Origin of the sequence: Pandoraea sp. CB10b_02 (genome assembly GCF_002216225.1) — a bacterium.
GTDB lineage: Bacteria > Pseudomonadota > Gammaproteobacteria > Burkholderiales > Burkholderiaceae > Pandoraea > Pandoraea nosoerga.
Genome location: NZ_NJGW02000022.1, coordinates 62,088 through 76,052 on the forward strand (window position 1 = coordinate 62,088; position 13,965 = coordinate 76,052).

General features: G+C 63.7%; 15 protein-coding genes and 2 pseudogenes. 9 read left to right on the forward strand and 8 right to left on the reverse strand.

Translation table 11 applies throughout. The features are described 5' to 3' along the window. Positions 1-215 precede the first annotated feature (215 nt). Positions 216-1,259 carry an alanine dehydrogenase gene (locus CDN36_RS18980; RefSeq protein WP_287497614.1) on the reverse strand — a complete coding sequence of 348 codons (1,044 nt, stop codon included), beginning with the start codon at positions 1,257-1,259 and terminating at the stop codon, positions 216-218. 103 nt (positions 1,260-1,362) lie between these two features. Beyond that, the gene (locus CDN36_RS18985) at positions 1,363-2,649 is read right to left on the reverse strand and encodes a D-amino acid dehydrogenase (protein ID WP_287497615.1); all 1,287 of its coding nucleotides are present in this window, start codon (positions 2,647-2,649) and stop codon (positions 1,363-1,365) included. 104 nt (positions 2,650-2,753) lie between these two features. On the opposite strand from CDN36_RS18985, the gene CDN36_RS18990 reads away from it, so the two are divergent. After that, positions 2,754-3,242 (forward strand): Lrp/AsnC ligand binding domain-containing protein, encoded by a 489-nt coding sequence (locus tag CDN36_RS18990; protein WP_287497616.1) that lies wholly within the window; start codon positions 2,754-2,756, stop codon positions 3,240-3,242. Between the two features lie 483 nt (positions 3,243-3,725). On the opposite strand, the pseudogene CDN36_RS22605 reads toward CDN36_RS18990, so the two are convergent. From CDN36_RS22605 to CDN36_RS19015, 5 genes and pseudogenes are all read right to left on the reverse strand, one after another. Further along, positions 3,726-4,109 (reverse strand): annotated as a pseudogene (locus CDN36_RS22605) (PA0069 family radical SAM protein); the annotation flags it as partial. A gap of 311 nt (positions 4,110-4,420) precedes the next feature. Further along, positions 4,421-5,362 carry a Rossmann-like and DUF2520 domain-containing protein gene (locus CDN36_RS19000; RefSeq protein WP_287497618.1) on the reverse strand — a complete coding sequence of 314 codons (942 nt, stop codon included), beginning with the start codon at positions 5,360-5,362 and terminating at the stop codon, positions 4,421-4,423. Between the two features lie 9 nt (positions 5,363-5,371). Continuing rightward, complete coding sequence (locus CDN36_RS19005) at positions 5,372-5,821, reverse strand: TM2 domain-containing protein (protein WP_287497619.1); 450 nt, start codon at positions 5,819-5,821, stop codon at positions 5,372-5,374. 9 nt (positions 5,822-5,830) lie between these two features. Beyond that, positions 5,831-6,823 carry an META and DUF4377 domain-containing protein gene (locus CDN36_RS19010; protein WP_150554932.1) on the reverse strand — a complete coding sequence of 331 codons (993 nt, stop codon included), beginning with the start codon at positions 6,821-6,823 and terminating at the stop codon, positions 5,831-5,833. A gap of 3 nt (positions 6,824-6,826) precedes the next feature. Continuing rightward, the gene (locus CDN36_RS19015) at positions 6,827-8,047 is read right to left on the reverse strand and encodes a PQQ-dependent sugar dehydrogenase (protein ID WP_287497620.1); all 1,221 of its coding nucleotides are present in this window, start codon (positions 8,045-8,047) and stop codon (positions 6,827-6,829) included. Between the two features lie 200 nt (positions 8,048-8,247). Here CDN36_RS19015 and rpsP point away from each other — a divergent pair, with 200 nt between their 5' ends. The 7 genes and pseudogenes from rpsP to CDN36_RS19050 form a co-directional block, all read left to right on the forward strand. Beyond that, entirely contained in the window at positions 8,248-8,499 is a 252-nt protein-coding gene (gene rpsP, locus CDN36_RS19020; RefSeq protein WP_017234865.1) for a 30S ribosomal protein S16, read from the forward strand. A gap of 121 nt (positions 8,500-8,620) precedes the next feature. Continuing rightward, a complete protein-coding gene (gene rimM, locus CDN36_RS19025) occupies positions 8,621-9,256 on the forward strand; it encodes a ribosome maturation factor RimM (RefSeq protein ID WP_287497621.1) in 636 nt (211 codons plus the stop codon). 79 nt (positions 9,257-9,335) lie between these two features. Continuing rightward, positions 9,336-10,106, forward strand: a complete 771-nt coding sequence (gene trmD, locus CDN36_RS19030; protein WP_150554935.1) for a tRNA (guanosine(37)-N1)-methyltransferase TrmD — start codon at positions 9,336-9,338, stop codon at positions 10,104-10,106. A gap of 104 nt (positions 10,107-10,210) precedes the next feature. Beyond that, a complete protein-coding gene (gene rplS / locus CDN36_RS19035) occupies positions 10,211-10,597 on the forward strand; it encodes a 50S ribosomal protein L19 (protein ID WP_150554936.1) in 387 nt (128 codons plus the stop codon). Between the two features lie 237 nt (positions 10,598-10,834). Continuing rightward, a complete protein-coding gene (locus CDN36_RS19040; protein ID WP_244958142.1) occupies positions 10,835-11,521 on the forward strand; it encodes a CoA pyrophosphatase in 687 nt (228 codons plus the stop codon). A 135-nt stretch (positions 11,522-11,656) separates the two neighbouring features. Next, entirely contained in the window at positions 11,657-12,595 is a 939-nt protein-coding gene (locus CDN36_RS19045; RefSeq protein WP_150554937.1) for a CobD/CbiB family protein, read from the forward strand. Positions 12,596-12,831: 236 nt separating this feature from the next. Continuing rightward, positions 12,832-13,311 (forward strand): annotated as a pseudogene (locus tag CDN36_RS19050) (integrase); the annotation flags it as partial. On the opposite strand, the gene CDN36_RS19055 reads toward CDN36_RS19050, so the two are convergent. Beyond that, a complete protein-coding gene (locus CDN36_RS19055) occupies positions 13,238-13,705 on the reverse strand; it encodes an MFS transporter (protein ID WP_353846870.1) in 468 nt (155 codons plus the stop codon). The pseudogene CDN36_RS19050 and the gene CDN36_RS19055 overlap by 74 nt on opposite strands. A gap of 122 nt (positions 13,706-13,827) precedes the next feature. Between CDN36_RS19055 and CDN36_RS19060 the strand changes: the two genes are divergently transcribed. Next, the coding region (locus tag CDN36_RS19060; RefSeq protein WP_287497624.1) for a transposase at positions 13,828-13,965 on the forward strand (138 nt) is incomplete at its 3' end.

Here is a 13,965-nt window from a genome sequence, read left to right on the forward strand (position 1 = left end):
TGCGCGGCAGCGCGAGCCCGATGACCGGGGAGAGCGGCAGGCGCCGTCGAGAATGGGGGAAGTATAACGAAGGGAGTGTCCCCATGTCCAAAGCACGACCTTGGGCCGATCACGGTGAAGCGCTGTCAATCGATGCGGCCGATGTCGCGCCGATGTTGCCGTCAGCACAGGCGCCGGACGGGAAGTCGTCCGGCAGCCTCCGGACAATGCCGCGCTCAGGCGGCTGCCGGCAGATGCGCCAGCACGGTATGCGGGTCGTGGTAGGCGAGTCCGAGGGCGTCGGCCACGCCATGATTGGTCACCATCCCGCGCGCGACGTTAAGACCGGCCAACAGGTTCGGGTCGGCGCGCATTGCCGCCACCGGGCCGCGATCGGCCAGTTGCAGAATGAACGGCAGCGTCACGTTGTTGAGCGCGAAGGTCGACGTGCGTGGCACACCGCCGGGCATGTTGGCGACGCAATAGTGCACCACGCCCTCGACAATGTAGACGGGATCGGCGTGCGTCGTCGGATGGGACGTCTCGCAGCAGCCGCCCTGGTCGATCGCGACGTCGACGATTACCGCCCCCTTGCGCATTAGTCCGAGCATGGCCCGCGTGATGAGCTTGGGCGCCGCGGCGCCCGGAATCAGTACGCCGCCGATGACCAGATCGGCGTCACGCAGATGCGTTTCGATGGCGTGCTGCGTCGAGTAGACGGTCTGCACGCGGCCGCCGAACTGCGCGCTGATGCGGCGCAGCGCTTCGACCGACTTGTCGATGACCGTAACCTGCGCGCCCAGGCCGACGGCGACGGTCGCCGCGTTGGTGCCGACGACACCCCCGCCGAGGATGACGACTTTGCCCGCCTCCACGCCGGGTACTCCCGAGAGCAACGGCAAGCCGCCAGTGGCGGACGTCACCGTTTCATAAGCGATGCATGTGGCGCCGCTCTTGATCAACTCATGCGTCTGCTGCGCGTCAGGGGCGAGATGGAGGTACGTGAATAGCGTGTGGTGAGGGCGTAATCGGGCGCGCTCGGCGGCCTGCGGCTCCTTGACCTTCACGATGAGTTCGGCTCGCTCGAAGACATCGGCGGCATTGGCGGCGATGCGGGCGCCGGCGGCGGTATAGACCGAATCATCCATGCCGATGCCGGCGCCGGCCTGCGTCTCGACCCAGACCTCGTGCCCGCGTGTCACCACTTCGCGTATGGCTGCGGGCGTCATGCCTACGCGATATTCGTGGTTCTTGATCTCCTTGGGTACACCGATCTTCATGATGCGTCTCCTGTTCTTATGCCACCGCCAGTCACGCGAACGCGCTGTCCAAAGCAATGGACGGCGCAAGCAAAAACGGCACCCGAAGGTGCCGTTTTCAACATCAGGCGAAGGCCGGTTGGGCCTGCGCGTCGAGCGCGCCGCTGTAGCGCGCCACCGAAAGATCATCGGCCAGGATCGCCGGTCGCCGGCCCGACATCAGATCGGCCAGCAGTTGGCCGGAGCCGCACGACATCGTCCAGCCCAGCGTGCCGTGCCCGGTATTCAGGAACAGGTTGCGCAATGCGGTGGCGCCTACGATCGGGGTGCCGTCCGGCGTCATGGGGCGCAGCCCCGTCCAGAACGTCGCTTCGGCCGTGTTGCCGGCACCCGGATACAGATCGTTCACGACCATTTCGAGCGTGGCGCGGCGCGCCGCCTTGAGCGACTTGTCGTAGCCGACCACTTCGGCCATGCCGCCGACGCGGATGCGATCGTCAAAGCGCGTGACCGCGATCTTGTAGGTCTCGTCGAGCACGGTCGAGACAGGGGCGCGATCCGCGTTCACGATGGGTACGGTGATCGAGTAGCCCTTGAGCGGGTACACCGGAATGTCGACGATGCCCTTCAGGAACGGCGTGGAATAGGACCCGAGCGCGACGACATAGGCGTCCGCGCGTTGCATCGAGCCCGCGCACACCACGCCCTCGATTCGGTCGCCCGCCACTTGCAGGCCGTCGATCGGCATGTCGTAACGGAATTTCACCCCCAGCGCTTCAGCCATGGCGGCCAGACGCGTGGTGAACAACTGGCAGTCGCCGGTCTCGTCGTTTGGCAGGCGCAGACCGCCCGTGAGCTTGTGCGAGACGGCCGCGAGTGCCGGTTCGGCGGTGGCGAGCGATGCGCTGTCGAGCAGTTCGAACGGCACCCCGGCTTCCTCCAGAACGGCGATGTCGCGCGCCGCGTTGGCCAGTTGCTCTTGCGTGCGGAAGAGCTGCAGCGTGCCGGCCTGACGGCCTTCGTAGGGGATACCGGTTTCTGTACGCAGCGCGCGGAAGCAGTCGCGGCTGTACTCGGCGATCCGCACCATGCGTTCCTTATTGACGGCATACCGTTCGGGCGTGCAGTTGCGCAGCATCTGATAGAGCCACTTGAGCTGCGTGAGCGTGCCGTCCGGCCGAATGGCCAGCGGGGCGTGCTTCTGGAACAACCACTTGATGGCCTTCGTCGGAATGCCCGGCGCCGCCCACGGCGAGGCGTAGCCCGGCGAAATCTGCCCGGCGTTGCCGAAGCTGGTCTCGAGCGCCGGACCCGCCTGACGATCGAGCACCGTGACGTCGTGCCCGGCCTTCGCCAGATAGTAGGCGCTGGTGACGCCAATGACGCCGCTACCGAGAACGATGACCTTCATTGCGTTGACTCCTGTGAAACCATAGTTATCCAGTAATAATTGGCATGCTATTCTCGGATTCGTAGATTTAGTTAATGTATATCTCCTGAATTCAGGAAAAAATCATGAGAGTTCAGCAGCAATCGATTCGCACGCTCGACCGGCTCGACCGGCGTATCCTCGCGCTGCTTCAGCAGGACGGCCGGATGTCGATGAAAGACCTCTCGGAACAGGTCGGTCTGTCGATCACGCCATGCATCGAGCGCGTCAAGCGCATGGAGCGCGATGGCGTGATCATGGGGTATTTCGCCCGGGTAAATCCCGCGGCGCTAGGCGCGGCGCTGCTTGTGTTTGTCGAGATCACGCTCGATCACAAGTCGGGCAACATGTTCGATCAGTTCCGACGCGAGGTGCTGCGCATTCCCGAGGTGATGGAGTGCCACCTGTTCTCGGGTGACTTCGATTACCTGATCAAAGCGCGTATTCGCGAGATGTCCGAGTATCGGAAACTGCTTGGCGACATCCTCCTGCAGCTGCCGGGCGCCGTGCAGTCGAAGAGCTACGTCGTGATGGAGGAGATCAAGGAGACGCTCACGATTCACGTCGAGGAGTGAGGCCGGTGGCGGCAGATCGCGTTGGCGCGCTGGGCGCGTTCGTCGCGTTTGATGCGTTTGACACATTTGACGCATTTGGCGCGCACGGGGTGTGAGCGGGCGAATACGCGAGGACCCGGCCCGATCCGGCGGCCAAGGCCGCCGATCAACGCACTAGAAGAGGCGCATCTGCGGATTGGCGTCGGCCGCCGCATCATCAGTACGGGATTTTTCCGTCCTCGGCATCTGGCTGTCTGCGCGCGGGGCGTGGCGGCTGCGGTGCGCGGACTGCGGGTGGTCGGGGGCTGGTACTTTGAACTGATCGTTGCGCAGGGGCGGGCGCGCCTGGTTGAGTCCGAGCTTGCGCGCCGCGAGGTGGAAACGCTGGCGGATCAGTTGCGCATGCAAACCCGTGCCCTTCATTCGGGTGCCGAACTCCGAACTGTTGTGCTTGCCGTCGCGAACCTGCTCGATGGCGCTGATCACATGACGCGCCCGCAGCGGGTAGCCGCGTTTGCGCAATTCCGCGTCGAGCCGTTCGGCCGCGTTGAGCTTCGCGTAGAGCCGTGTTTCGAAATCGAGTCCGGGGGACAGCCCGAGATAGGCGTGCGTCGGACGCGCGAAGCAATAGGTGCAACCGTGTTCGCACCCGCGATAGGGGTTGATCGAGCGATCGAAAGGGATATCTGGCGATGTATTGCGCGAAATGATGGTGCGCGCGTTCTCCACGGCCACCTGTGTCACGAACTTGACCTCACATTCCTGGGCCATGTCCGATTCGTGGCGCGTTTCGTCGCTCTCGCGATGCCAGGCCGAGAAGCGCGATTCGAGATTCGCGGTAGCGCCTCGGCCCTTGCGCGACGGGGGCGGCGCGAATGAGGAAGCCATGGCTCGTCTCCTTTGAAACAGTCCGGACACAGAAAACGGGCGTCCGCTTGCAATGTGCCTCATTATACTGTGTTTTTGTACAGCATTTGGACGGGAGGGCAATCATGTGCGATGGCAGACAGGCAGGCATGACAGGCATGACAGGCGTGGCAGGGGCGATAGGGACGATAGGGACGATAGGGGCGATGAGCGTGACGGACCTGAAGCGCCACGCAACCGATCCGCCGGTCCGACGGCGGCAATGGGGCGGATGGGCGGACTGGCCTTGTGAGGCCGCCTGGATGGCAATGGCCTAGTGGAACTGCGCAGCGTTATGCGTCGCTGCCTGGGGCGGGAGATGCGGTGGGAGGCAGATAGGGGGCGATGGTTCGGGCGATCGCGTCGAGCGCGGTACTGTCGACGTTCGGACGCTGGCGCGCCAGGTGGATCGCACGCAGCGTCAGCAGGGAGTACAGCGTCGCATGGTTTCCGCCCAGGGCGGCCAGCGCCTCCGTATGTCGCGCTACGATGCCGGCGTCCCCCCTCGACACCGGACCGGCGAGCGCGCCTGGCAGGCCGCGTTCGCGGGCGGCGTCGAGGGTGCCCATGACGAGCGGCCACACGGCGGCTTGCGCGTCGGCCTCCGGCATGCCCGCGGCTCGCCAGAGCGCAGCCGCTTCATCGAGCAGGCACAGCAGAAAGCTCGCCGCGTAGTTGGCCCCGGCGTGGTAGCGCATGCGCTCGCCGGCAGGAATCGACACGGCGCGGCAGCAGATGTCACGGGCGAGCGATTGCAGCGTGTCGTTCAGCGGGGCGTCCGCCTCGATCGTGATCGAGCAGCCGGACATGCGCTCGGCGTCGTTGTCCGATCCGGCAAAGAGAAAGAGGGGGTGGAAGCCACCTATGCGCGCGCCCCGTCGTGTAGCTGGCGCGAGCAGACTGACTTCGGACGCACCGCTGCAATGGACCAGTGCCTGACCGGCGTTGGGGGACAGTGCGGCGGCGCAGGCGGCGATGGCGTCGTCCGGGACCGTCAGGAATACCAGGTCGGCGCGGCCGAAGACCGCGTTCATGTCCTGCGCTCGTTCAACTGGCATCGCTTCGCACTCGCGCAGCGCTGTCGCGATGCGTTGCGCGGCGTCGAGTTGCCGGCTTGCGACGGCCGTGACGTGGTAGCCGGCGCGCGATGCCGCAACGGCCATGGCGCGCGCGACGCGGCCCGCACCGATGAAACCGATCGTCGGCTTGAGGGAAGGAAAGGAGGTCGTGGTCACGGCGAAACGTTATTGCGACAGGCGGTTGGGCGTGTCGTGCGTTTCGAAATAGGTCTGGAACGCCACGGCAAGGCCGACCATCATCAGCATGGCGCCGACAAACAGAGAGACGGCCACGATAATGACCGCCGTCCACCCCGAGCGCGACTTCCGGTGCGCGCTCGTATTGAATTGGGTGTCCCAGCGCTCGTCGGGACGCAGACCGTAGACGATGGCGGCGAGAAAGGCCGAGAACAACGAAATTGCGCCGAGGATCGCCAGCACCCAGCCGGCGGGGGAACGCAGCTCGCTCGTCACCAGCAGTCCCCAGCCCGCAACGCCGCATGCCGAGCCCACGACATGGGCCCAGCCAAAACGGTCGCGAAGACCGTAAAGGTAAAAGCGGTGCAGTCCGAGCGTTCCGAACAGCATGGCGAGTCCGGCGGTCAGGGTCTTGGATTTATAAGCGACTGCGTTCATCGGAAGGCGTTAACGGGAAGGCGTTTCTCGAATGACTTCGACGAGCGTCCAGCGCATGCTCGACGCGTCTGCGGGCGGATTTTCCACCGGCTCACCGTGGATTTTCACGCGGTATTCTACGCCGGGCTTCCACTCGAAGCCATCGATGTGGGCATACCAGAGTTCCCACTGCGCCTTGCCCGAGTCGTCGGCATCGCGCACCCGCAAACATTTGCGCGGCGCGACGCCGACGCAGTCCGCCATCTTCGAGTCGACGTCGAGGATCCGGTCCTCCGTCTTCCGGTTTCCGGCTGGGGCCGCAATGGTGCGATTGAGCAACGTCTGCGACGCGTATGTCAGCGTCTCGCCGTCCGCAGTGCTGAGCATCAGCTGCGTATCGCGGCGCTCGAAGCGCGTTACGCGTGGCAGCGTCCTCAGATAACGGTCTTCAAACGCCATCGAATCCGGGCATGCCATGCGCGTGGCGGCCGGTGCCTGCAGAGTCACTTGTCCTTTGCCCGGGCCGATCTTGTACTGGCCGAAGATGCGATTGCAGCCGCCGGTGCCGGAAAAAGCGTCCTTGTCATTGAACGTCAGGTTGATCGAGCGACCTTCCGGCAGGCTCGGGATGTCGCCGGGGCCTTCCCACTTCATCAACTGCCAGGTGCCGAGAATGTCGGCCGGTGCCGTGGCTGCGGCCGACGCGTCTGGCGACGCCGACGATGGATTGGCGCCCCCGCCGGACGGCGCTGCGCAACCGGCCAGCATGGCCGCCGGCACGATCAGAGCCGCCAGATAGGAAGCAAGCGACGAAGGCAGGAACGAGAATCGGCGTTGAGTCATGATGGGATTGGCTCGTAGTGGCGAAGAGGGCGGCCGGCGAAGTGGTTGCGATGAACCGGGAGTGGAATGTCCTGATGGTGCCGCGAACACCGTGAAGCGTTGACCGGCAGTGCGCGGTCCCGGTTCCCCTTTGCAGGGCAATGGACGGTGGGAATCGCAGTGAGTCGCCTGCATGGCCATGTTTCACGGTTTGCGATACGTGATGCGATAGATCGCGCCGGCGTAGTCGTCGCTGATCAGCAAGGAACCGTCGGGGAGCGCGAGGAGGTCGACGGGACGTCCCCAGACCGACTCGTCGCTGCCGAGCCAGCCCTGTGCGAAAACCTCCTGTCGAGTGACGTTGCCTTTGGCGTCGAGCACGGCGCGGACTACCCGATAGCCGACCTTGCGGGTGCGGTTCCAAGACCCATGTTCCGCGATGAAGATGCTGCCCCGATAGTCTTCCGGGAATTGCTTGCCTGTATAAAACCGCATGCCTAGTGCGGCGACATGCGCGCCCAGCTTGGTCATCGGTGGAGAGAAGGCGGCGCAGGGTTTCTCCTGGCCGAACTCCGGGTCGACAACGTCGCCCGCGTGGCAATAGGGAAATCCGAAATGTTCGCCGGCGCGGGCCAGGCGGTTGAGCTCGTCGTCCGGCACGTCGTCGCCCAGGAGGTCGCGGCCGTTGTCCGTGAACCAAAGTGTGCCGGTGCCCGGTTGCCAGTCGAAGCCAACGGTGTTGCGTACACCGCGAGCCGCTACCCGCCAGTCGCTGCCGTCCGGCTTCATGCTTCCGATCATGGCGTAACGGTTTTCGTCGCGCTTGCAGGCATTGCACGGCGCGCCGACCCCGACGTAGAGCCGCTGATCAGGGCCGAAGGCGATATAACGACCGCCGTGGTGGCTTTCGGCCGGAAGCCTGTCGTATACGACGACAGGCTTGCCCGGCTTGTCGAGCCGATTCTCGATGTCGTCGAGTTTGAGAATGTGAGAGACGGCCGATATATAGAGCGTGCCATTGCGCATCGCCACGCCGATGGGCATGTTCAGACCGGCCGCGACGGTGCGCACCTTCGCTGCATAGGCGCGGGAGGGATCCAGCGTGATGGCGTAGACGTTCCCCTGCGCGCGGCTGCCCACGAACAGTGTGCCCCTGGGGCCGAGTACCATGCCCCGGGCGCCGGGGACCTGATCGGAGAGCACTTCGACGTGGAAACCGGGAGGCAGCGAGAGACGTTCGATGGGCAGGGCGTCTCGCGCAGCCGCCGGTACAGGCGCGGCGGCAAGACATGCGGCAAGCAGGCCCGCGAAACGCAACCCGCCCAGCCATCGCGTGCGATGCCACAGGCGAGCGCCGGGGGTGGCAGGCCGCAAGGCCCATCGTGGCGGCGAGCGGAGCAGACATCCATCGGCAAATCGTCGCATGCAGGACTCGCTTTACACAAAGGATTCGTGCATTGTAGACCAGTGGCTGCCGTGCCCGGATTGCTGCGGTGCGGGGGCCAATACGGGCGTGGCTTGGCGGGGTGTGCCGGCGGTCTGGCGAAGTGTTTGTTTTGACGGGGGTTTTACGCTATAATAACGCGTTTTCTGTCCGAACACCTCTGGATTCACAAGGATTTATTATGGTCGTTATCCGCCTGGCTCGCGGCGGCGCGAAGAAGCGCCCGTTCTACAACATCGTTGCAACCGACTCGCGTAACCGCCGCGATGGCCGCTTCATCGAGCGTATTGGCTTCTACAACCCGGTCGCTGCCGAAGGCACGGAAGGTCTGCGCATCGCTCAAGACCGTCTGACGTACTGGCAAGGCGTTGGCGCGCAACTGTCGCCGACCGTGGCTCGCCTGATCAAGCAAGGCGCCAAGGCTGCTGCCTGAGCGTTTAGCCAGATACGCATTGCTGTCGGTCTGCCGATAGCACAAGAATCGAACGGCGGTGCCTGCTCCGGAGCGATCGGGAGCGGGCATCGCCGTGTGTTCGTCACAACGTTGGATTGGCATGGTTCGTTCCGATCGACCCACACGTGCGCGGGCGCCGCTGAAAGCCGGCGCTGCCGGTGAGCGTGCGGAGCAGGTGCTCGCTCCGATATCCGAGGTGCCCGACGATCTCGTCGAGCTCGGCTATATCGGCGATGCCTATGGAATTCGCGGCTGGATCAAGGTGCAACCGCACACGGGCGAAGGCGAAGGGCTCCTGTCTGCGGACCGCTGGTATTTTCGGCGTCCCGGTGAGTCGACTTATTCGATGGCTCACGTGTTACATAGCCGCGGGCATTCCGGAACGGTCGTCGCGCAACTGCGCGGCAGCGCGAACCGGACGGCGGCCGAGGCGCTCAAGGGCCTTCAGGTCTGGGTGCCGCGCAGTGCCTTTCCGACGGCGGGTGAAGACGAGTTCTACTGGGTCGATCTCATTGGCGCCCAGGTGACGAATTTGCAGGACGAAGTCCTCGGCAAGGTCGTGGGACTGCTCGACAACGGCGTTCATACCGTGTTGCGCGTCGCCTACGAGACGGCGCCCGTGGACGGAAAGCCGGCGAAGACGGCCGAGCGGCTGATCCCGTTCGTCGGGCAGTACGTGCAGACCGTCGACGTCGACGCGGGGCGTATTGTGGCCGACTGGGGCCTCGATTACTGAGTTGCCGATTGTTGCCGATTGTTGCTGATTGATTGCCCGGCCGTTGCATGTCCGGGCACCTCTGGACGGATCCGGTCTGATGCAGTTTGACGTCGTCACGCTCTTTCCCGAGATGTTTCGGGCGCTGACCGATTGGGGCGTCACCAGCCGGGCGCTGAAGCAGTCTCGCTACGATGTGCGGTTCTGGAATCCTCGGGATTTCACGCACAACAACTATCGTACGGTCGACGATCGTCCTTACGGTGGTGGTCCGGGCATGGTCATGCTGGCCAAGCCGCTGGACGACGCGATCGCCGCGGCGAAAGCGGCGCAGGCCGAAGCGGGCGTCGCACGCGGCAGAGTGCTGCTGATGTCGCCGCAGGGCAAGCCGCTCACGCATCGTCGCGTGGTGGAACTGAGTCAGCAGGAGAAGGGGCTGATTCTGCTGTGCGGGCGTTACGAGGCGATCGACCAGCGTCTCATTGATCGTGTCGTCGACGAAGAGATCAGTGTGGGCGACTTCGTGCTCTCGGGTGGGGAACTGCCCGCGATGGCGTTGATGGACTCGTTGATCCGGCTATTGCCAGGTGCGCTCAACGACGCGCAGTCGGCCGAGCAGGACAGCTTCGTGAACGGACTGCTCGACTGCCCGCACTACACGCGGCCGGAAGAGTACGAAGGGGTGCGGGTGCCGGACGTGCTGTTGGGCGGGCACCATGCAGAGATCGAAAAATGGCGACGTCGCGAGGCGTTGGCCAACACATGGCGCAAGCGTCCCGACCTGATCGAGAGCGCGCGCGCCAACGGATTGCTCAGCCGTGCCGACGAGGCGTGGCTGGCAAGCCTGAAGGCCGACTCGTCGGCCAAGTAAGGTAGCGGGTGTCGTCATGGGGACGGCATTCGGTTTGAACCCATCCTCTGTCGGGGCCGGCATGCCGGTATGAAACGCCGATACGATGGCACAAGGAGTGGTAAATGAATCTGATCCAAAAGATCGAGCAGGAAGAAATCGCGCGTCTGACCGCGAACAAGACGATTCCCGAATTCGCCCCGGGCGACACCGTGATCGTCAACGTGAACGTGGTGGAAGGTAACCGCAAGCGTGTGCAGGCCTACGAAGGCGTCGTGATCGCCAAGCGTAACCGTGGTCTGAACTCGGCGTTCATCGTTCGCAAGATTTCGTCGGGTGAAGGCGTCGAGCGTACGTTCCAGACGTACTCCCCGCTGATCGCCAGCATCGAAGTCAAGCGTCGTGGTGACGTTCGCCGCGCGAAGCTGTACTACCTGCGCGAGCGTTCGGGCAAGTCGGCACGTATCAAGGAAAAGCTCACGTTCAAGAGCAAGACCGCTGCTGCCGAGTAAGTCGGACGCCGCTACGCCTGGCGACCTCGTGGCCGGGCGCAGCCAAAGCCGCATGGAAAAAGCACCCTCCGGGGTGCTTTTTTCGTATGGACGAGCTTTCCGAAACCGGCGTCTTGCGGCGCCGCATCATGCGCGCGGTATCGCACGAATTGCCATGGGATTCGTTTTTTCTTCGCGTGCACGCACTTTTGTCTTCCTCGCTAAAATAGCGGAGTTCTCCCTCCTTCCAAGGTCTACGTGGCGCCACCTCTTATCCTGCATCCTGAAGCGTTGCCCATCGTCTCGACAGGCGAGGGTGAGCCTTCGGTGCCGGCGGAGCGGCTCGCGCCCGACGCACTGCGAGACCGACTCGCGCATCCGCCGCTCTGGACGCCGGACGCGAGTATCGTGGAGGTCGCTCCCTCCGCACGCTTTACGCCGCGCGCCGCGGCGGTGCTGGTGCCCTTGGTCATGCGCCCGCAGGGTACGACGGTCCTGTTCACACAGCGTACACAACATCTGAGCACGCACGCGGGACAGATCAGTTTCCCCGGAGGCAGCCGAGAGCCTGACGATCCGACGCCGATTGCCACCGCGCTGCGCGAATCGCGCGAAGAGATCGGCCTGGACTCCGGCGTGGTGGAGGTCATCGGCAGTCTGCCCGACTATGTGACGCGCACCGGCTTTCGCATCGCACCCGTGATTGGCCTGCTCAAGCCGCCATTCGATCTCGTGGCCGACGCCGGCGAAGTGGCGGAAATCTTCGAGGTCCCGCTGGAGTTCCTGATGAACCCGACGAACCATCAGGTACGCCTCTTCAACTATCAGATGGGCGAGCGCCGCTTCTACTCGATGCCTTATCCGAAGGCGACCGGCGGCGAGTATTTCATCTGGGGGGCGACGGCCGCCATGCTGCGGAATTTCTACCAGCTGCTGCGGGCCTGACGCGACGAACGGATCGATCGCGCAAGATGTCTGCCCGAACCGGCGGACGCACGCGCCGCGACGGCGCGCAGGGCGGGTATCCACGAGAAGCTGTGCTATCGTTACACCATTCCGTCCGATGATCTGATCGCACGCATGACATTCTTTTCGGTACTCCTCGCGCTGATCCTCGAGCAGGTGCGTGCCCTCTCCACGCAGAACCCGATCTACAACCTGATTCGCTCCCACGCGGCCCATACATCGCAAACGTTCGATGCCGGACAGCCGCGTCATGGTGTGCTGGCATGGCTCGTCGTGGTCCTGCCGTTCGTGCTTGGCGTCGGCCTCATCTATTACCTGCTGATGCGGGTCAATATTTTTCTGGGCTTCGCGTGGAACGTGCTGATCGTCTATCTGACGATGGGCTTTCGTCAGTTCAGCCACTATTTCACCGATATCCACGTTGCCCTGAACAACGACAACGCAAACGAGGCGCGCGAAATCCTGCGCCAGTGGATCGGCGTCGACACGGTCGACATGCCGGTCGACGAGATCGTGCGCCACACGCTGCTGCATGCGGTCATCGCGTCGCATCGCCACGTCTTTGGCGTGTTCTTCTGGTTCCTGATGCCAATAGGCCCGGCGGGCGCGGTGCTCTACCGCCTTGCCGAGTATCTGTCGCGTCGCTGGACGGAAGCGGCGCCGGACCGCAGCCCGGGCTTCGGCGCGTTCGCGCGCAAGGCGTTCTATGTGATCGACTGGGTTCCCGCGCGGCTCACCGCAATCGGTTTTGCGATCGTCGGCAACTTCGAGGACGCGATCTACGCATGGCGTCATTACGCCAAGCAATGGCCGAACGAGAACGAGGGGATTCTGCTTGCCGCGGGCAGCGGCGCGTTAGGCGCGCGACTCGCCGGGCCGCTGGCGGAGGTGTCGAGTGTCGACGCCCTCAATCAAGGCGACGACGCCGTCCTGCCCGTCGGCAGTGAGTGCACGCCGCGTACCCTTCAGGCGGCCGTCGGTCTGGTCTGGCGCGCCGTCTTGTTGTGGATGCTGCTCCTCTTGCTGCTCACGCTCGCCGTATGGCTCGGTTGACGGCTGGCGGTGCGAACGCGCCGCGTCAAGATGCGCTGCCATTCGATGGCAAGAACCCCGCCGAGGCGGGGTTTTTTCATTTCACGATGACTCCAGCATCGTATTTCGCTGAACTACGCCATCACCCGATACAGCAGGTTTATCAAAGGGTTAGGCGGGTTTAACCTATGTCGGTGCTTTCCGAAACTTGACCCGGCTTTCCCGCTGATGACTCCCATCAGACCCTTGGGAATCGCGTCATCGACCCCTGCATCATTCCGTTGTTGGGTCGCAAGAAGGTACAGGACGTGAAACGGCCTGACGTAGTGGGCGTGATGGAGAAGCTCGCGTACATGCCGACCGAAGCGAACAAGGTCTTCAGCATCTTGCGCAAGATGTTCAACTTGGCCGAGGTGTGGGGCTATCGGCCCGATGGTTCCAATCCCTGCCGACATGTGCCGACCTATCCGGCGGGCAAATCCACCCACCTCATCAGCGACGAGGACATGGGCAAGCTGTTCCTGCAACTCGACGGGATCGAAGCCTAAGGCTTGGAGAACTATGTCATCCCGTTGGCGATCCGGCTCCAATTCGAGTTTGCCGGTCGCCGCCCGAAACGTCATCTGACCGAGGGCGAGTATTACGGCCGCTGGTGCCGTGCGCTCAAAGCGGCGGGCGCGGCGCATGTGGGGACGCACGGCATCCGTCATCGCTTCGCGACCGACATTGCCAACTCGTCGCCATGCCGGCCGAGACGATCACGCCCACCGCGACGCCGGCCAGCAGCCGACCGATGGCGAGCATGCCGATCGAGTTGACGCTGGCGAACAGCCCGCAGGCCACCAGCGCGGCGAGTAGCCCCGGAAGCAGCACCGGCTTGCGTCCGTCGTGATCGGACAATTGCCCAGCCACTAGCAGCGTACCCAACAGCCCAGCGATGTAGAGCGCGAAGATCACGGTCAACATGCCGGACGAGAACCCCATTTGCTCCTGCCAATGCACGTAGAGCGGCGTGGGCGAGTTCGACAGCATGAACACTGCCGTCACCATCCAGGCCGCCGCCCACATAGGGACAGCAGAAGTAGCGGCCTTGACCGCTGCGAAATTCCGTGGAGCGGAGGGAAATGACATAGATTCATTTCCCTCAAGGTTCGTAAGAAATTTTGTATGTATTGCCGATTCGCTCTGACCTGCCCCCTGCAAACAGGGCCAGCTGGAGTCTAGTAAAGTTCGTTTTCGGAGAGAAGACGAACATGAAGAAGCGCTTTACGGAACAGCAAATCATCGGGTTTCTGAAGGAAGCCGAGGCCGGTATGTCGGTCAAGGAACTGTGCAGGAAGCACGGGTTCAGTGACGCGTCGTTCTACACCTGGCGCGCGAAGTTTGGCGGC